22 protein-coding genes are annotated in these 17783 nt (G+C 37.0%); 1 reads left to right on the forward strand and 21 read right to left on the reverse strand.

Going from position 1 to position 17783, the window contains the following annotated elements; all coding sequences use genetic code 11:
- Positions 1 to 91: 91 nt before the first annotated feature.
- From F4V44_RS09625 to F4V44_RS09700, 16 genes are all read right to left on the reverse strand, one after another.
- The gene (locus F4V44_RS09625; protein WP_150439775.1) at positions 92 to 868 is read right to left on the reverse strand and encodes a CheR family methyltransferase; all 777 of its coding nucleotides are present in this window, start codon (positions 866 to 868) and stop codon (positions 92 to 94) included.
- Positions 869 to 1043: 175 nt separating this feature from the next.
- Positions 1044 to 1490 (reverse strand): nucleoside-diphosphate kinase, encoded by a 447-nt coding sequence (gene ndk / locus F4V44_RS09630; RefSeq protein ID WP_150439776.1) that lies wholly within the window; start codon positions 1488 to 1490, stop codon positions 1044 to 1046.
- Positions 1491 to 1595: 105 nt separating this feature from the next.
- Positions 1596 to 2558: a heptaprenyl diphosphate synthase component II gene (hepT, locus tag F4V44_RS09635; protein WP_150439777.1), complete on the reverse strand. Its 963-nt coding sequence runs from the start codon at positions 2556 to 2558 to the stop codon at positions 1596 to 1598.
- Between the two features lie 122 nt (positions 2559 to 2680).
- Complete coding sequence (locus F4V44_RS09640) at positions 2681 to 3382, reverse strand: demethylmenaquinone methyltransferase (protein WP_150439778.1); 702 nt, start codon at positions 3380 to 3382, stop codon at positions 2681 to 2683.
- A 4-nt stretch (positions 3383 to 3386) separates the two neighbouring features.
- Positions 3387 to 4205: a heptaprenyl diphosphate synthase component 1 gene (locus tag F4V44_RS09645; RefSeq protein ID WP_150439779.1), complete on the reverse strand. Its 819-nt coding sequence runs from the start codon at positions 4203 to 4205 to the stop codon at positions 3387 to 3389.
- A gap of 196 nt (positions 4206 to 4401) precedes the next feature.
- On the reverse strand, positions 4402 to 4653 hold the full coding sequence (gene mtrB / locus F4V44_RS09650) for a trp RNA-binding attenuation protein MtrB (RefSeq protein ID WP_150439780.1): 252 nt from the start codon (positions 4651 to 4653) through the stop codon (positions 4402 to 4404).
- An 85-nt stretch (positions 4654 to 4738) separates the two neighbouring features.
- The gene (gene folE / locus F4V44_RS09655) at positions 4739 to 5305 is read right to left on the reverse strand and encodes a GTP cyclohydrolase I FolE (protein ID WP_150439781.1); all 567 of its coding nucleotides are present in this window, start codon (positions 5303 to 5305) and stop codon (positions 4739 to 4741) included.
- 281 nt (positions 5306 to 5586) lie between these two features.
- Positions 5587 to 5859, reverse strand: a complete 273-nt coding sequence (locus F4V44_RS09660) for an HU family DNA-binding protein (protein ID WP_071395596.1) — start codon at positions 5857 to 5859, stop codon at positions 5587 to 5589.
- A gap of 421 nt (positions 5860 to 6280) precedes the next feature.
- Positions 6281 to 7759 (reverse strand): stage IV sporulation protein A, encoded by a 1479-nt coding sequence (gene spoIVA, locus F4V44_RS09665; protein WP_150439782.1) that lies wholly within the window; start codon positions 7757 to 7759, stop codon positions 6281 to 6283.
- 316 nt (positions 7760 to 8075) lie between these two features.
- Complete coding sequence (locus F4V44_RS09670; RefSeq protein WP_150439783.1) at positions 8076 to 8789, reverse strand: hypothetical protein; 714 nt, start codon at positions 8787 to 8789, stop codon at positions 8076 to 8078.
- Positions 8790 to 8816: 27 nt separating this feature from the next.
- On the reverse strand, positions 8817 to 9020 hold the full coding sequence (locus tag F4V44_RS09675) for a DUF2768 domain-containing protein (protein ID WP_150439784.1): 204 nt from the start codon (positions 9018 to 9020) through the stop codon (positions 8817 to 8819).
- Between the two features lie 253 nt (positions 9021 to 9273).
- Positions 9274 to 10329 (reverse strand): NAD(P)H-dependent glycerol-3-phosphate dehydrogenase, encoded by a 1056-nt coding sequence (locus tag F4V44_RS09680; RefSeq protein ID WP_150439785.1) that lies wholly within the window; start codon positions 10327 to 10329, stop codon positions 9274 to 9276.
- A 25-nt stretch (positions 10330 to 10354) separates the two neighbouring features.
- Positions 10355 to 11665 carry a ribosome biogenesis GTPase Der gene (gene der / locus F4V44_RS09685; RefSeq protein WP_150439786.1) on the reverse strand — a complete coding sequence of 437 codons (1311 nt, stop codon included), beginning with the start codon at positions 11663 to 11665 and terminating at the stop codon, positions 10355 to 10357.
- Between the two features lie 109 nt (positions 11666 to 11774).
- Positions 11775 to 11960, reverse strand: coding sequence for a capping complex subunit for YIEGIA (locus F4V44_RS09690; RefSeq protein ID WP_150439787.1), 186 nt, complete (start codon positions 11958 to 11960; stop codon positions 11775 to 11777).
- Positions 11957 to 12853, reverse strand: coding sequence for a YIEGIA family protein (locus F4V44_RS09695; protein ID WP_150439788.1), 897 nt, complete (start codon positions 12851 to 12853; stop codon positions 11957 to 11959). Before F4V44_RS09695 ends, F4V44_RS09690 begins: the two co-directional genes overlap by 4 nt.
- Positions 12850 to 13458, reverse strand: coding sequence for a YphA family membrane protein (locus F4V44_RS09700; RefSeq protein ID WP_150439789.1), 609 nt, complete (start codon positions 13456 to 13458; stop codon positions 12850 to 12852). Before F4V44_RS09700 ends, F4V44_RS09695 begins: the two co-directional genes overlap by 4 nt.
- A gap of 156 nt (positions 13459 to 13614) precedes the next feature.
- Between F4V44_RS09700 and F4V44_RS09705 the strand changes: the two genes are divergently transcribed.
- Positions 13615 to 13758 (forward strand): YpzI family protein, encoded by a 144-nt coding sequence (locus tag F4V44_RS09705; protein WP_150439790.1) that lies wholly within the window; start codon positions 13615 to 13617, stop codon positions 13756 to 13758.
- A 28-nt stretch (positions 13759 to 13786) separates the two neighbouring features.
- Here the strand turns inward: F4V44_RS09705 and fni are convergent, their stop codons facing one another.
- From fni to F4V44_RS09730, 5 genes are all read right to left on the reverse strand, one after another.
- A complete protein-coding gene (gene fni / locus F4V44_RS09710) occupies positions 13787 to 14848 on the reverse strand; it encodes a type 2 isopentenyl-diphosphate Delta-isomerase (RefSeq protein ID WP_150439791.1) in 1062 nt (353 codons plus the stop codon).
- Between the two features lie 12 nt (positions 14849 to 14860).
- Positions 14861 to 15997 carry a 30S ribosomal protein S1 gene (rpsA, locus tag F4V44_RS09715; RefSeq protein ID WP_150439792.1) on the reverse strand — a complete coding sequence of 379 codons (1137 nt, stop codon included), beginning with the start codon at positions 15995 to 15997 and terminating at the stop codon, positions 14861 to 14863.
- Positions 15998 to 16159: 162 nt separating this feature from the next.
- A complete protein-coding gene (locus F4V44_RS09720; RefSeq protein WP_150439793.1) occupies positions 16160 to 16741 on the reverse strand; it encodes a lysophospholipid acyltransferase family protein in 582 nt (193 codons plus the stop codon).
- A 2-nt stretch (positions 16742 to 16743) separates the two neighbouring features.
- On the reverse strand, positions 16744 to 17418 hold the full coding sequence (cmk, locus tag F4V44_RS09725) for a (d)CMP kinase (protein ID WP_150439794.1): 675 nt from the start codon (positions 17416 to 17418) through the stop codon (positions 16744 to 16746).
- Positions 17419 to 17583: 165 nt separating this feature from the next.
- Positions 17584 to 17763: a YpfB family protein gene (locus F4V44_RS09730; RefSeq protein ID WP_150439795.1), complete on the reverse strand. Its 180-nt coding sequence runs from the start codon at positions 17761 to 17763 to the stop codon at positions 17584 to 17586.
- Between the last annotated feature and the right edge of the window lie 20 nt (positions 17764 to 17783).

A 17783-nucleotide genomic window follows, 5' to 3' on the forward strand; every position in this document is an offset into this window, starting at 1 on the left:
AATTAGAATAGTAAGTTTTTAAAAATTGATCTGATAAATTGCTCCTTTAACTGATTTCCTCAAATATTTTTGCTATATTATTATTATTTTATTAAAGGCACTTTTTATAAAAAAAAGTATCCTCTGCTTCAAAACCATATTGACCCGCATTAAAAATTTGTTCTGTGCTTCCTACAAAAAGAATGCCTCCAGGATTTAAGCATTGGGAAAATTTATGATAGATAAGATCCTTCGCTTCCTCCGTAAAATAAATCAATACATTTCGACAGACAATTAAATCATACGGTCCGCCATAAGGGTCAGATAATAAATTGTGTTTTTTAAACGATACTGCCCTCTTAACCTCTTCTGACACTTTATAAAAACTGCCATCTTTAGTAAAAAATTTCTTTTTCATATCTTCTGGGGCTTCCTGAAGCGACCGCTCTGGATAAATCCCCAGTTTTGCTCTGGCCAGTATATTTTCATCAATATCCGTTGCTAAAATTCTCACATCAGTGAGCGGCATAAAATTAGACATAATCATGGCCAAAGTATATGGCTCCTCGCCCGAAGAACAAGCTGCACTCCATAATTTGGGCCTTTTGGTCCTTTGTAAAATTTTAGGTAATATGTTTTTCTCCAATACTTCCCATCTCTTATTATTACGGTAAAATTCCGAGACATTGATTGTGATACGATCCAGAAATTCGTTAAATAGTTCTTGATCTCTATTAATAGTTGAAAAATATTCCTCAAAAGAGTTGTACCCTTTCTTTTCATATAATGAAGTCAATCTTCGTTTCATTTGTGCTTCTTTATAGAGAGCAAGGTCAATTCCTGATTTTATTTTTATTTTATAAATAAATTGTTCGTAATCGCCAGACATAGACATACTCCTCTTCTAGGATAACCTTAGTATAGCGGAAAAAGCTGAAATTGGAGACTATTTTATTTAAATTGTCTAAAAAAGTTATACAAGTAATTGAATTAGGAAATAAAACAATAATAATATTTGGACACGGTTACAAAAAAAAACACTTGCATAGGCAAGTGCTTCTTAATTAATTAATCCATTCATTCATTAATTTCTTATATTCAACAAGTTCATTCTCGTTAAAGAAAATACCAATTTCACGAACTGCACTTTCTGGAGAATCAGAACCATGAATAATATTTTTACCGACTGTCACACCGAAATCCCCACGAATGGTACCAGGTGCAGCATCTTTCGGGTTTGTTGAACCCATCATTTGACGTGCTGTTGCGATTACATTTTCGCCTTCCCATACCATTGCAAATACAGGACCTGAAGTAATAAAATCAACTAACTCTCCAAAGAAAGGACGCTCTTTATGTTCACCATAATGCTCCTCTGCTAATTCTCTAGAAATGACCATTAGTTTACCGCCAACAAGTTGAAAACCTTTCTTTTCAAAACGAGAAACAATTTCTCCAATCAGATTGCGTTGTACCCCATCAGGTTTTACCATTAAAAATGTTTTTTCCATGAACTCAACCCCTATTACATATGTATAGTAGATACCCTTTCGAGTGTTTCTCAAATAAGATAATCCATGGAAATAATATCATTTTTTGAAAATATTCGCAACTTCTTAATATTTTCGTTTTCCAATATACTTTGCAATATTCTTCAACGCTGTTTTAGCTTGATTTTGCGGGAATTCCTCAACCAATTCCAACGCCTTTTCCAGATAACGGTTGCTAATATTTCTCGATTTATCAATTGCACCGGAACGAATAATCATTTTAATAATCTGATCCATTTCTTTTCGCGGCATTTTTTCATGAACTTTTACAATTTCTTTACGAATGGAAACATCCTCCATTGCAAATAATACAGGAAGTGTAATATTTCCTTGCAGCAAGTCACTGCCTGAAGGCTTTCCTAATTCTTTTTCTGTACTAGTGAAATCAAGAATATCATCAATAATTTGATAAGACATTCCAACATAATACCCAAATCGAGCCAATTTTGTTTGCAAATTCTTTTCTACATCGGCACATATAGCTCCAAGCTCACAGCTGGTAGAAATCAGAAGTGCGGTTTTCCTTTTTATCCTTCGTAAATAATCCTTTACATTTTGATCAAAACGGTATTTATCCTTTATTTGTTCTATTTCTCCGATAACCAATTCAACCATTGTATCAGATAAAATAATATGCGCATCTGCCTTTTCAATTTCTGTCATTAATTCAAGAGAGCGGGCAAATATATAATCACCTGTATACATGGCAATTCGATTATCCCATTTGGCTTTAACAGTCAGTTTCCCTCTGCGAATCTCAGCGTCATCAATAACATCATCATGGATTAAAGAAGCAGCATGAATTAATTCAAGAGCAACTGCTGCCTTTTTGATTGTATGAATATCATACGAACCAAACTTTGCTGCAAGTAACACAAATAGGGGTCGAATCCGTTTCCCCCCAGCCTGTAATAAATGTAGAGAAGCTTCTTGAAGTAATGCTGAATCTGCGTAAACAGCTTCCTCTAACGCTTCTTCAACGATATCAATATCAGAATTTAAAAATGAATACATCATTTTAAATTTCATATCCGTATCCACCTTGCTGTAACCCTGTCTGATAATAAGTAGCAGAAGGGGTCTGTCCCTTTATATTTATGATAAAACAAACACCCACAGCTAATTTATTTTGACAAACAGAAACACACTTTTTATTTTGATTTTTTTCCAATATGGACAGCAGCAACCCCGCCAGTGTACGGCTTATAGGTAACCTCTACTAGTCCAGCCTTACCAAACATGTTCGCTAGCTCTTTCATCCCGGGAAAACTTCGGGCAGATTCTTGAAGCCATGAATATTCCTGATAACTTTTTGCAAAAAGCTTTCCAAATAAAGGCATAATAAAACGAAAGTAAAAGAAATATAATTGCTTAAAACCGAATAATGTAGGCTGTGATGTTTCGAGACATACAACCATTCCTCCAGGTTTCACCACCCGGTGCATCTCCTTTAACACCTGCATGACATCGGGAACATTTCGGAGTCCAAATCCAATTGTTACATAATCAAAGGAATTATCAGGAAAAGGCAGCTCCATTGCATTCCCATGGACTAGTTCAACCTGTGGCAAATGGCGAACCTTCTCTTTGCCGACTTTGAGCATATTTTGACTAAAGTCCAGTCCAACAACTTCTCCATCAGGGCCGACCGCTTCAGCAAGAGCTATTGTCCAATCTGCTGTTCCACAACAAACATCAAGCGCCTTTGACCCTTTTTGCACATTCATAATTTTCATGGTGTCTGAGCGCCATTTAACATGTTGTTTAAAGCTTATAACCGAATTCATTTTATCATAATGATTAGAAATCTTCTCGAAAACGTTATGAACCTTTTGTTCTTTTGTTTGTTGCATGATCTTACCCTTCTTCCACAAATGATTTTTCTCTCGGAGAATAATCCTTGATTATTTTCATCATTCGTTCCTCATATAAAGTATTGAAAGGTTGAATTTTATTCATTCCTTTTGTCATTAATTGTATCGAATAATCTATATAGCTGTCGTATATTTGCATGACATCTTGTTTTTGCTCAGCATTTTTTTTCTTTTGATTATTAGAAAAGGAGCGCTCTAACGCTTCAAATACAACAGATGAACCTGTTTTTTCAAGTTGTTTTTTTTCTTTTATCAACCGTTTCACTAGCAGCCAATTCGATGCACTATCATACCATTCCGGTACTCCATAATAGGTTATTAATTTCTCTATTAATGAAAACTCAATCATTTTTACGCTATTCATGATTGTATGAAAATCATCTTGATTTTTATGGTAGATGAACACTTTATGTTCATTTATATTTTTTACACCTTCAGATAGAGCTTTTATGACTTGTACATCCTCAAGACTTGCCAAGAATTTATAGTACAAACCACTATAGTAATCACCTGCAAGCACTGTTAACTGCCTAACCTTCATATTTTTTTCATCCACAGGGGTATTTGTTACTTGATCATGTGTATCTAAAGCAACATGCATCAGCATAATTGACAAGACATAAATATCTTTTTCATGTGGGGAAAGTACGAGTTGGTCTACGATTGAAATGAGTATAAGCAGTTTATCCTCATCAATCACTGGCGGAATCATATATTCACGTAAATAAGGATGGAAAACATATTTCTCTATCCTATCCTTTGCATAAGTTAATTTTTCTACCATTTCACGCAATACTATCACCCTTATTTCCCCAACTTAGTTTCTAGGTTGTCTGGCAACTTTTTTAATTAAGCGAAAATTATTTGAATTCTGCTTCTTTACATAACCAAAAAAGCAATAAGCAGGCATTATTATATCATAAATGTAAAAATATTGGCATACCTACCTTGTCATTTATGTATAAGAATTTATACTCCCGTCTTATCATGGCAGCCTATTATTTATCTATATGACTGTTCTTTCTTTCACTTTCAATATCACCGTATGCAGTTTTTATGAGGGCTTCACCACGTACTTTGATTGCAGAAGTATGCTCGGTAAACTGCGCAATCATAACTTCACCTTTATCTAATTTCTCGGAATGATGAAATCTAGTATCGGAGCCTCTTGTCAATCCAATAACATTCACACCATCCTGCTTTGCTTTTATGATAACATATTCGTTGGCAGAAGCTTTCTTCTCTTCCATCGGTTTTCACGCCTCTCCAAAAGTTTATATTCATAAGTTTAAACTATTCCAATTCCAGTTAATTATACAATCAAATACCTATTCTCTACTCTTTTATTAGCGAAAGTACTTCTGCTCTTGACGCAGCATCATTTAGAAATGTGCCTCGTACGGCTGAAGTTACCGTTTTTGAGCCGGGCTTTTTAACTCCACGCATAGTCATACACATATGTTCTGCTTCAATTACAACCATTACTCCATAAGGCTCTAAAGTTTCGTATATGCTGTCTGCAATAGTTGATGTAATTCTTTCTTGCAGCTGCGGTCTTTTGGCAACAGCCTCGACAGCACGGGCAAGCTTGCTCAGTCCGGTAACCTTTCCATTTCGCGGTATATATGCCACATGAGCCTTTCCAAAGAAAGGAACTAGATGATGTTCACACATCGAATAAAAAGGTATATCTTTGACTAATACCAGTTCTTCATGATCCTCACCAAAAATGGTTTCAAAATACTCCTTTGGATTTTGATTTAGTCCACTAAATACTTCTTCGTACATTTTCGCCACTCTTTTGGGTGTATCACGTATTCCTTCTCGATTTGGGTCTTCTCCGATTGCTTCGAGTATTAAACGTACCGCTTCCTCAATTTGGGTACGATTCACATTTGACATTTCCATTTCCTCCTACATTCTATATAAAAAAACAACCTGTTCACTAGAAAAATTCACTTTTCATCTATCAAAGGACTTTTCTTATGTATGGTGCTTTGTCTTTTACTTTTTATATTAGCATACTTATTCATTTTATATTAGGGGAAAAATAAGGGGAGAAACGAGACATCAAGAATATTTTTTAATAAAAAATAACGATAGGGGAACAAATGCTTAATAATAGGCCCATTCATATAAAGAACCGCGATTATCTCGCGGTTCTTTATAAGCACTTTATGTAATTATTTAACTGCATCTTTAAGCGCTTTACCTGGTTTAAATGCAGGAACTTTGCTTGCAGCAATTTCGATTTCATCACCAGTTTGAGGATTACGCCCCTTACGAGCAGCACGCTCACGAACCTCAAAGTTTCCAAAACCAATTAGTTGTACTTTATCTCCATCTTTTAAAGCATTTAAGATAGAATCAAAAACGGCATCAACTGCTTTAGTAGCATCTTTTTTTGAAAGCTCGCTTGCTTCAGCAACTGCGTTAATAAGTTCTGTTTTGTTCATGCCAGTCACCTCCTCCCAAGAAAACCTAAACTTTCCTAATTGTTTCTTACATACATTTGTAAACAAAATATGCCAATTCTATACGTTGTTGTCTATTTTTAATAACAAGCATATCTTAAAACAACAAATAGAATATTTCAACTGTTTTTTGGCAAAAAAACCTTTATTTACAAGGGATTAGTATTAATATTTAGTAATTCTGATAAAAGGTTATCATAATCATATAATGTTAGCAAGAAAAATTCTTAGCATGCGCATACTCTTTGCTATTTATGTCAAATATCCCACAAAAAAGATTATGAATATTTGCTAATCTTTTAACAGTATGGCCAAGAAGAAAGAGAAACAAACTGTTTGACCCCATTAAATTTAATGATTGACATAAGTATTCATAAAAAAAAACTCTCAAAATGAGAGTCCTTTAAAGAATAATAGCTATTAACCCGCCAGAGCCTTCGTTTATAATTCGTTCAAGAGTTTCCTTTAATTTATAGCGGGCATTTTCTGGCATTAATGATAACTTCGCTTGAATACCCTCTCTAACAATGGAACTTAAGCTTCTGCCAAATATATCTGAACTCCAAATAGATAATGGATCATCTTCAAAATCCTGCATTAAGTATCGGACCAGTTCTTCGCTTTGCTTCTCTGTTCCAATAATCGGAGCAAATTCACTTTCTACATCTACTTTAATCATATGAATAGATGGAGCAACCGCCTTTAACCGTACGCCAAACCTGGATCCCTGCCTAATAATTTCCGGTTCATCCAGACTCATGTCTGCTAGGGACGGAGCTGCAATACCGTAGCCTGTTTGTTTAACCATTTTCAACGCCTCGGCAACGACATCATATTCAGCTTTTGCATGAGCGAAATCCTGCATCAGTTCAAGCAGATGATCTTTCCCGCGAATCTCAACACCGACAATTTCTTTTAAGATATCATCATATAAATCATCAGGTGCATAAAGGTCAATTTCGGCAATTCCCTGCCCCATTTCAATGCCGGCAAGACTTGCCCGATCGATAAATTCAAAATCACTGAAGTGGTTAACCACTCTGTCAACATCCCGAAGTCGTTTGATATCCTTTACTGTTTCTTTTACGGCTTCTTGGTAGCTCTCACGCAACCAATGGTTTTCTCGTAATACCATAACCCAGCTCGGAAGATTCACATTTACCTCAAGGACAGGGAATTCATATAAGGCCTCTCTCATCACGTTTAGAACGTCTGATTCCCTCATACCCTCTACACTCATCGCCAGCACTGGAATATCATATTTCTCTGAAAGCTCAGCACGTAAGCTTTCTGTATTTGGATGATGTGGCTGTACACTGTTTATAACCATGATAAAAGGTTTACCAACTTCTTTAAGCTCATTTATGACCCGCTCTTCCGCTTCAATATAATTACTCCTAGGTATCTCGCCAATTGTTCCGTCTGTTGTAATCACTACACCTATCGTAGAATGTTCCTGAATGACCTTTCTTGTGCCAATTTCTGCTGCTTCATGAAACGGAATCGGTTCCTCATACCATGGAGTTGTGATCATACGGGGACCATTTTCATCTTCATAGCCCTTAGCGCCAGGCACGGTATACCCAACACAGTCAACCAAACGGATATTTACATCTAATCCTTCTCCGACATGAACCGTTGCAGCTTGGTTTGGTACAAATTTAGGCTCGGTTGTCATGATGGTTTTTCCAGCTGCACTTTGAGGTAACTCATCTTGGGTACGAGCGCGTTCGGCTTCATTATTCATGTTTGGCAATACAACCAATTCCATAAACTTTTTAATAAAAGTGGATTTCCCTGTACGAACTGCACCTACCACTCCAAAATATATATCACCGCCCGTTCTTTCGGCAATATCTTTAAAAATATCTACCTTTTCCAAGTGATCCCCTCCCGAATCCCTGCGTTAGTGGATAGTTATTATCCTATTATTTATTTTATGACAATATATATTTATGATGTTGTCCTACATCGTTATGACAGTTTTATATTTTTTAACCTCCTTGCCATTCAATTTACTAGTTTTCCATCTCTTCTTATTGACTCATTCCTCTAAAAAGAAGAAGTTTTTGCATTCACATAGCAGTATAGGATACGTTCACTTCTGAAATGATTGGAATAATTTCATTGGTAGTTTGAAACTGAGGGAATAAAAATACCCTTCTCCTACAATATATTTTGCAAAAGAAGGGTTATGACTATTTCGTTAATAAAAAGATGGGCTCTTTCGTATTGCCATCTACTGTATAGGGCAATGAATAGGCCGGAACAAATACCGAGTCCTTCAGTAACGTCTCTCGAATATCTTCCCCTGGCTGGTACTCCGTTTCTGCCTTTTTTAAAGCTTCAACTAAATCAGATCGGTAATCCACAAATATTTCAGCCTGGCCGTTTATAACAAAGGGAAGTTTCTTATTTGTATAAGGACTTATAACAAAAGGCTCCTCCTCATACCCAAGCTTTCCATAATCAAGTGTGTACACACCCTCAGCCACTCTTTCTTTATATGGAGGATAGCCTTGAACGTTAATTCGCATCTTCAATTCACTAATCATTTCTGAAATTCTAAGATCAAACATTTTAACCTCTGGATTATTTTCAGCATTAACAATTACATATTGAAAAACACCACCACTTTCGAAGGCATTTCCGGGGGGCTCTGATAGATATTTTGGAGTGATTTTTTTAAAATCAATTAAGTATTTTTGATAAATAGGGGTAGTCTCTTCAGAATTTTTTATCGGTAAAATGCCCCCGTTTTCATCTTTAAACTTCGTTACAGCTTCTTGAACTGTTTGGACCTGATCTTGATAAGGTATTTGATTTTGCACAAGCTTGTCCTCCGGATACATACACCCAGACAAAGCCACTACGAATAAACTCACTAACACAGCTATTAAACTTCTCTTCATTTTATCAATCCTTTAAGTCTATGCACTTTAAGCATTTGTTGGTCCGCTAAATACGACTAAAAACATGATAAAGCCGGATAATGCTAATAGAATGTACGCTATTACAGCGGAAATTGCCTTTAAAACACCATGTTTTAACTTATAACGGCTTAGAAAAATCAATACAATTGAAACGAACATAAACCCCATTGAAGCAAGCGAAATCCACATTTTCATTAACGCAGGTGACATCCTATCCACTCCTTTATTCGAGAGTATTATAACACAAGAAGGAATTATTTTTATATATTTTTAGTTTTTTCTGTAATTTTGATAAAAACAAAAAAAGACCTCTATAAAGAATTGGGGCAAATTCTTTATAGAGGCGCAAGTAGTGACTAAAATAACCCATACGCGCTTATTCAATACACTAGGTTGCTTCGATTGCATTTTATTCTAGATAAAGATGTTTTGCATCCTTAAAAAGCCAAAAAAAGAAATAATATTATTCATCTTGCAAACGGCCGACAAGTACGTTTGCTAAGTCTTCCATTTCATGTGTTTTCATCCTTGCCATTAAAGAATCTACAGCATCCTTAGCGTTCACTCCATTAAATAATACATCATAAAGCGCATTGGCAATCGGCATATTCACATTGTATTTTTGCGCAAGCTGATGCGCTGCTTTTGTTGTTCTGACTCCTTCTACGACCATTCCCATATTATCTAGTACTTCCTGCAGGTTCTTACCTTTCCCTAACAGATTTCCGGCCCGCCAATTTCGTGAATGTACACTTGTACAAGTAACAATCAAATCTCCAATTCCCGCAAGACCAGCAAACGTTAGAGGACTTGCCCCCATTTTTGTTCCGAGCCTCGAAATCTCTGCAAGCCCTCTCGTTATTAAGGCAGCCTTTGCATTATCACCGTATCCGAGTCCATCAGAAATCCCTGCTGCAAGAGCAATAATGTTTTTCAATGCTCCTCCTATTTCAACCCCGATAATATCAGGATTCGTATAAACACGAAAATGCTGATTAATAAACAAATCTTGAATGTGCTCCGCAGCATCCATATCCTTTGATGAAACGGTAACAGTTGTCGGTTGCCGAACACTTACTTCCTCCGCATGACTTGGACCGGATAACACGACAATATGCCTTATTAAATGCGCTGGCATTTCTTCTTCAATCACTTCTGAAATTCTTAGTAATGTATCTGGCTCAATCCCCTTACTTACATGGACAATGTTTAACGGCTCGTCCCGGATTTCCCTAATATTACGAAGAACCTCCCGAATCGCTTTTGCTGGAACTGCCAGCACCATAATAGCTACACCAGACAAAGCCTCCGCTAAAGAACCATAACCCATTATTGAGTCCTGCAAAATAACTTCCGGAAGATACTTTTTATTTGTATGAAGTGTATTAATTTCTTCAATTTGCTCTGGTTTATGACCCCATAACCGGACTTCATGTCCGTTATCAGCAAGGACCATTGCCAAGGCAGTCCCCCAGCTTCCTGCTCCAATAACGGCTACCTTTTCATGTATACGCTGCATATGCTCACAACCTTTAAATCAGTTTTTACTTTCTTTCACGGGGATAAATTTTGATTGGCGTTCCTTCAAAGCCAAATGCATCCCTGATTCGATTCTCCAAGAAGCGCTCATAAGAAAAGTGAAGTAACTCAGGTTCATTTACAAATACGACAAAGGTTGGCGGCTTTACAGCAACCTGAGTCGTATAATAAATCTTCAAACGCTTTCCTTTATCAGTAGGAGTTGGATTCATTGCAACAGCGTCCATAATAACATCATTAAGAACACTTGTTTCTACTCTTCGAGCATGATTTTCACTTGCTATATCTATCATTGGCATTAATGTATGAATCCGTTTTTTCGTTTTTGCTGATAAGAAAACGATTGGTGCATAATCCAAGAAAAGAAAATGCTCACGAATTTTCCGTTCAAACTCTTTCATTGTTTTTTCATCTTTTTCAACAGCATCCCATTTATTAACCACAATAACAACAGCCCGTCCTGCTTCATGAGCATAACCGGCAATTTTTTTATCCTGCTCGATAATCCCTTCCTCGGCATTAATAACAACAAGAACAACATCAGAGCGTTCAATTGCACGCAAGGCTCTTAACACACTATACTTTTCTGTTGTTTCATACACCTTTCCTTTTTTCCTCATCCCTGCCGTATCAATGATGACATATTTCTGACTGTTATAGGTTACATAGGAGTCAATAGCATCTCGCGTTGTTCCGGAGATATCACTAACAATTACACGCTCTTCTCCTAGAATCGCATTCACAAGTGAGGATTTCCCCACATTCGGGCGCCCAATTAGAGAAAAACAGATGACATCATCTTCATAGTCCTTTGTGTCTCTTTTCGGAAAATGCTTAGCAGCCTCATCAAGCAAATCCCCCAAACCTAAACCATGTGAACCTGAAATAGGAAAGGGTTCACCAAAGCCTAACGCGTAAAAATCATAAATTTGATCACGCATTTCTGGATTATCTATTTTATTTACAGCCAAAACTACAGGCTTTTTCGCTTTATATAGAATTTTTGCAACCTCTTCATCAGCAGAGGTCACTCCTTCTCTCCCATTTGTCAAAAAGATAATAACATCAGCTTCATCAATAGCTATTTCCGCCTGCTGACGAATTTGTTCTAAAAAAGGTTCGTCCCCAATATCAATACCACCTGTATCAATAATATTAAAATCATGATTTAACCACTCTGCTGAACTGTATATTCTATCTCTTGTCACACCCGGGATATCTTCAACAATCGAAATTCGCTCACCAACAATTCGGTTAAAAATGGTTGATTTCCCTACATTCGGACGTCCCACTATGGCAATAACCGGCTTTACCATAAATATCATCCTCCTCTTTTATGTTAAACTCCTATTTTATGTATCGGAATATATTTCCAGTATTTAGACAGGCCTAACTTAACTAGTTTATCAAAGGAAAAGCGTAATATCAATGCTTCACAATGATATAGACTTCATCTGTTATTGCATGTGCAATTCCATCCAAAATGGCTTCCAGATTGGTGGCATAATAATCCATTTCCTCTTTATTTTCGCATACAAATACAGATGCACCGCTTGGCACCCTTTTCGGATTTGTTGTAACAACCGCAAGTATATATTTTTCAATATTCATAACGAATTACTTCCTTCCGTTTCCACGTTTCTTTCTTTTGGCATACGAATGGCATTTTCTAATGTAGGAACAGCTCCGATGATCTCTATTGCTTTTTGAACATCCCGTTCCTGCGGCAGAACAAATACAGCCACTCTGCCATCATCCAAATCACGTTTTGCAAGCGGAACTAACGCAGGTGTTCCGGAATCCCTGTAGACACCCAATGCTGTAGAAACATCATGCAAAATAGCTTGTCTTTGTCCTAAATTGGCAATCGTAGAACGAGAATTGAAATTTTTCGGTTTTAAAATAAAACCCATTCCATACCGCAGCACTTCTTCTTGTCGTGCAGGTATCCCGATATTCATAATATAAATGTTATCCACATAAAGTCCCGCACCATCAAATCTCGGTTCAACATATGTAATATCAACAATATCCTTAATCTTGCTGCCAGCCATTAATTTTTTTGAAATCAAAAGTGAAATAAGAGCAACGATTAGACCAACCCACAGATTAAATACTAAGTAAGCCAAGGTAGATAACAAGGAAGTAAAAATGACTAAATAGTTTCGGCTTTCAAAGGCAACGGCGATGCCTTCAATATAGGTTTTTCCACGCGGGACCATTTCATAGCTGTCTAATTCCGTCAGGGTGTTACGTTCCATGTTACGAACATCCCGGAACTGCGAAGCAGCTAAAGTCAAAAAGGTTATAGCCGTAAAATCTTCCTCCATTATGGACGGTACGGCTACCGTCCCTAGACCAGCTGCAATAAAACCAAGTGCAATATGGATAATTTTCCCATGCAAATAGGTCGGATATTGACGATAATCCGTTCGAAGCATATAAATTCTCGTAAGTGTTCCAACAGTCATTCCTAGGATAATTGGATAAGTATATTCATTCATGTTAGTTTTTCTTTCTCCTTTTCTATAGAATGCAGATTTTTTTCAACATAACTTATAACAAATTCTAGTGTGTTCCAGCCAATTAATACAGCAGCGGCCAATGCCAAAGGATCAAGAGCGTATAACGATGCAATTGGATAGGAAAATGAATACCTCGTTAAGATAAAAGCATAGAGTATTTCACCTTGAATCATTCCAAGCAGCACCACAAGTAACCTTTGCTTTTTGTCAGAATGCAGAAGGACTACAACACAAGCTACCAGGATAGCCAAAAGCCAGTCCCTTTTTATCAGAATCCAGATTGGATCAAACAGTTCAAATAAAAGAAAACATACAGATGTCAGCATTACTATAAAGGAAGTTAACATAAAGTAAAGAAGCTTTTTAGCTGATAATTGAGCTGACCAAATATAAACGGACAATATAATAAATATACCTGTTCCGTGTATTTCAAAACCCATAATGTTTATTGAAACCGTTGATAATGTAATAGCTGCTAAAATCCAGGCAGAAAGGAGCAGGCGGTCAGGATGTGTCTTGCGATAAAAAAAAGTCGTAATAATCCAGCCAAACCAAAATAGCCAATAAAATAATAACCCATCCACGATAAGCACCCCCTATCCTTTCCATTATGGCTAAAGTTGATTGACTTTAGTCGTTTTGGTTTCCAATTTTCCAATTATCTTCTTGATAAATTTCCCTTACGGATGCATAATCCTGCGTACAAATACCATGTTAAAGAGAGGAGGTGTCAAAAGATTATGGGTAGAGACCGACAAGAGAAAAAGCTAAAAAATAGCGGACGTGTTGAATCTGACAGAGATCAAGCACTCCACTATCCTGGTGCAACGAAATTGCAAAGTCCCGAAGAAGCAAGACGATTAAACGACAATAAAGATGTATAAAGAAATAAAGCTCCCAATAATGGGAGCTTTATTTCTTTATACATCTTTGACTATATTGTTTTGTATCTATTCCCCGTTCTTGAAGCCAGTGGTGAGTTTTCCCGCTGATAACAAGCGGAGCCGTTTGCAACTCCGGTATAGTCGCAGCTCCAATTGCCGTCATAATGAGAGACAGCTCCTCTTGAAGAAGCTTTATTTCGTCGATTAAACCTTCTACTCCCTCATCAAGCAATATTTTAAGGAAATATCCCGCTATTCCTACCAGATTTGCGCCAAGAGCAATCGATTTAGCAATATCAAGACTGGTTTGGATACCGCCCGAGCTAATGATATCAATAGAGGTTCCACTATTTTTTGCCTCAGCAAGAGCGGCGGCAGTAGGGATTCCCCAATCATTAAAAAAACTGAGCAATCTCTGCCTTCGTTCATTTTCTATTTTGGCAAAATTAGTCCCTCCGTACCCGCCAACGTCAACTGCTTTTACCCCAATGGAAGCAAGTTTATTTACAACCGTTTGATTCATACCAAATCCAACTTCCTTGACAATGATAGGACAGTCAATTCCATTTACAATGGCTTCGATTCGCTTGAGTGCATCAGTAAAATCCCGTTCCCCTTCCGGCATTGTCAGCTCTTGAATGACATTTAGATGAATTTGAAGCATATTCGCTTCAATCATATCAACCGCTCTTTTAGCATGTTCAACCGTTGCCTCACTGCCAAGATTGCCAATAATGATACCATTTGGATTTTCCCTGCGAACAATTCTGTAGGTTTTTTCCTCCTCAGCATTTTTCAAAGCAGACATTTGTGAGCCGACAGCCATAACCATCCCGAACTCTTTAGCTGCGGCTGCCAAATCCCGATTAATTCGCATTGTTCTTTCCCCACCGCCGCCTGTCATAGCATTGATAAAAATTGGCGAACTTACAGAAAGTTCGCCAATTTTAGTATTCAATGAAATATGACTGACCCCAGTATCAGGCAGACTTTGGTGAATAAATACAATGTCGTCCAAACCGGTTACTCTTTCCTGCCCTGTTGTAATAGCATGCTGAATATGTTCCCATTTTCTCTTAGATCTGGACAAATTATATCACCATTATTTTTTCAGATTCTTTAACTGGTCACCAATCATATCCCCTAATTGGAAACCTTTTGATTCTTCAGGAAGTTCATAAGCAATTTCTTCCGTCACGTTTTCTTCTAGTTCCTTTATACTTAATGATAGGCGCTGATCTGCTTCATTGACATCAAGAACTTTTACTTTTATTTTTTCTCCATCGCTTAATACTTCATGCGGTGACCCAATATGTTTATGGGAGATTTGAGAAATATGAACAAGTCCTTCTACACCAGGGAATACTTCAACAAATGCACCATATGAAACAATTCGTTTTATTTGGCCATCTAAAACGGCTCCTTTTGGTGCTTTCTCTGCAATATTTGTCCAAGGTCCAGGCAGTGTTTCTTTAATTGATAATGAAATTCTTTCATTGTCCTGATCAACACTTAAAACTTTAACTTGAACCTTTTGGCCTTCCTCCACAACATCTGATGGTTTCTCAACATGCTGATACGATAATTGTGAAATATGAACAAGTCCATCAATACCGCCAATGTCAACAAACGCACCAAAATCTGTAATTCTTTGTACAGTTCCTTCTAGCACTTGACCTGCCTTTAGTGAAGATAATAACTGTTTCTTTTGTTTCCCCTTCTCCTCTTCTAATACAGCACGATGAGAAAGAATAATGCGGTTCTTCTCTTTATCAAGCTCAACAATTTTAAATGTAAGGGTTCTTCCTTTATAGTCAGAGAAATCTTCTACAAAATGTGATTCTACTAAAGAAGCTGGTACGAAACCGCGAACACCAAGGTCAACCACAAGTCCGCCTTTGACAACATCTTTAATCTCAGCTTCAAATATTTCCCCTTTGTCAAACTTTTCAACAAGCTGGTCCCAAGCCTTTTCAGCATCTACTTTTCGTTTTGATAATATCAGTGCCTCTTCTTCAACTTTTAACACTTGAAGATCAAGAGCATCTCCCTCAGCAACTACATCGCTGGCCTTTTCAATATGAAGACTCGATAATTCGCTGATTGGAATGATTCCATCAAGTTTACTCTCAGAAACTTCAACAATTACTTGCTTTTCTTCCACTTTTGTTACGATACCGCGAACAGTATCTCCTACTTCAAAATTTCTAACTTCTACTTGATTCATTTCTTCTGACATATGTATTCCTCCTTAGTTCGCAGAACTTGCTTTTTATATAAGATTATTTCCTTTGTCGCTATCATCCAAAATGAAGCTTAAAAATTCTATCGAAAGAATTTTCAAAAAAAATCTCTTTTTATAAACTTCTTATAAATGAGTCTTTTTGTCAAGCAAGACGAATCACTTATGGGCTAAGATAAGCTGTTTAATTTCATTCATAATGACTTCAGTCACTTGTTCAGCTGAAGCTTTATTCTGCCTGTATTCATCCATAGAAATCGGCTTACCATAAACAACTTTCAGCCTTTTAAATGGTTTATACGGTCCAATAATGGCGCATGGCACGATATGGGCATTTGAACGAAGTGCAAAAAAACCTGCTCCGGCTAACCCTTTACCTAATTCTCCGGTTTTACTTCTCGTTCCCTCCGGAAAAAGCCCCAATACGTTGCCAGCATTTAATACATCCAATCCCTTTCTTAAAGCTCCTCTGTCACTAAATCCCCGCTTAACTGGAAAAGCATTAATATGCGGCAGGATTTTCCCTAGAATTGGTACTGAAAATAATTCTTCTTTGGCCATGAAGTGAATCGGCCTTGGCGATGTAATACCAATAACCTCAGGATCAAAATTATTAATATGATTACAGCAAAGCAGCACACCGCCATCAGCAGGAACATTTTCCTTGCCAATTACCTTAAACTGATAAATTGGAAATAAAATAAAATTACAAATCGTTCGACCCAATGGATACAAATTCAACTCTATCTAACCCTTTCTTTTACCAGTTCCATTATCTTTTCAACAACCTGCTCAATCTCTAAAGCTGTTGTATCTATTTCAATTGCATCCTCAGCTTTTTTTAGCGGCGCAATTTCCCTCTCTGAATCAAGCTTGTCCCTCTGCTCTATTTCTTCTTGAAGTTTCTTTAAATCCGATGGGTAGCCCTTTATAAGGTTTTCTGCATGTCTTCTTTTAGCTCGCTCTTCTACCGAGGCAAGTAAAAATACCTTTACCTCTGCATGGGGCAGCACATGAGTACCAATATCACGACCATCCATTACAACACCGCCGTTAGCGGCAAAGCTCTGCTGCCTCTTTGTTAAATCATTTCTCACTAATGGATGACGAGCAACAATCGAAACAGAATTGGTCACGTCTGGTGTTCTAATTTCATTTGTAACATTTTTTCCATCTAAATAGATGGCTTGGCCGCCTTTTTCTGGAATTAATTCTATTTTAGTTTCAGCCAATATTTGACTTAGCTCATTCTCATTCTCGAGATTGGCCTGCCGAAGAATGGCCTTATATGTTACGGCTCTGTACATCGCTCCCGTATCGATATAAATGTAAGATAGGTTTTCAGCCACTCTCTTAGCAACTGTACTTTTTCCTGCTGCAGCAGGGCCGTCAATGGCGATTGATAGTTTATCCTTCATAGTGCCTCCTGTAGTAATAGTATATGTTCAATTTTTTTCCCAAAATATCCAATGAGTCACTTTTCTTTTTCCCCTAACTATTCTATTTTAACATATGTATATAATACCGTGTTATTTGAGGAATCTTTGTTATACAATTCAAAAAAGCAGGGAAGCCCCTGCAATTTATTTACCAGAAAAAGTTTCTAAAAACTCGGTTAAGTCATTTTCTGTTACTCCTTCATACTGTGCTATCTGCTGAAGCTCAGGAAATGAATTAAACCGGTGAAAAAAGACTTGAGTCAACAGTAAAAATACAAAATGGATAATAATCATTTTTAATAGCAATCTTTCTATTAATTTCATCCCATTCAAACCCCATATCT

The sequence above is a fragment of the Niallia endozanthoxylica genome, assembly GCF_008710145.1.
Taxonomy (GTDB): Bacteria; Bacillota; Bacilli; order Bacillales; family Cytobacillaceae; genus Bacillus_BD; species Bacillus_BD endozanthoxylica.

Bases quoted from the DNA above. Each gene is read 5' to 3' on its own strand.
- F4V44_RS09625 (WP_150439775.1), bottom strand. From the start codon at position 868: ATGTCTGGCGATTACGAACAATTTATTTATAAAATAAAAATAAAATCA.
- ndk (WP_150439776.1), bottom strand. From the start codon at position 1,490: ATGGAAAAAACATTTTTAATGGTAAAACCTGATGGGGTACAACGCAAT.
- hepT (WP_150439777.1), bottom strand. From the start codon at position 2,558: ATGAAATTTAAAATGATGTATTCATTTTTAAATTCTGATATTGATATC.
- F4V44_RS09640 (WP_150439778.1), bottom strand. From the start codon at position 3,382: ATGCAACAAACAAAAGAACAAAAGGTTCATAACGTTTTCGAGAAGATT.
- mtrB (WP_150439780.1), bottom strand. From the start codon at position 4,653: ATGGAAGAGAAGAAAGCTTCTGCCAACGAATATGTTATCATAAAAGCA.
- folE (WP_150439781.1), bottom strand. From the start codon at position 5,305: ATGTCAAATGTGAATCGTACCCAAATTGAGGAAGCGGTACGTTTAATA.
- F4V44_RS09660 (WP_071395596.1), bottom strand. From the start codon at position 5,859: ATGAACAAAACAGAACTTATTAACGCAGTTGCTGAAGCAAGCGAGCTT.
- F4V44_RS09670 (WP_150439783.1), bottom strand. From the start codon at position 8,789: ATGAAGAGAAGTTTAATAGCTGTGTTAGTGAGTTTATTCGTAGTGGCT.
- F4V44_RS09675 (WP_150439784.1), bottom strand. From the start codon at position 9,020: ATGTCACCTGCGTTAATGAAAATGTGGATTTCGCTTGCTTCAATGGGG.
- F4V44_RS09680 (WP_150439785.1), bottom strand. From the start codon at position 10,329: ATGCAGCGTATACATGAAAAGGTAGCCGTTATTGGAGCAGGAAGCTGG.
- der (WP_150439786.1), bottom strand. From the start codon at position 11,665: ATGGTAAAGCCGGTTATTGCCATAGTGGGACGTCCGAATGTAGGGAAA.
- F4V44_RS09690 (WP_150439787.1), bottom strand. From the start codon at position 11,960: ATGAATATTGAAAAATATATACTTGCGGTTGTTACAACAAATCCGAAA.
- F4V44_RS09695 (WP_150439788.1), bottom strand. From the start codon at position 12,853: ATGAATGAATATACTTATCCAATTATCCTAGGAATGACTGTTGGAACA.
- F4V44_RS09705 (WP_150439790.1), top strand. From the start codon at position 13,615: ATGGGTAGAGACCGACAAGAGAAAAAGCTAAAAAATAGCGGACGTGTT.
- rpsA (WP_150439792.1), bottom strand. From the start codon at position 15,997: ATGTCAGAAGAAATGAATCAAGTAGAAGTTAGAAATTTTGAAGTAGGA.
- cmk (WP_150439794.1), bottom strand. From the start codon at position 17,418: ATGAAGGATAAACTATCAATCGCCATTGACGGCCCTGCTGCAGCAGGA.
- F4V44_RS09730 (WP_150439795.1), bottom strand. From the start codon at position 17,763: ATGAAATTAATAGAAAGATTGCTATTAAAAATGATTATTATCCATTTT.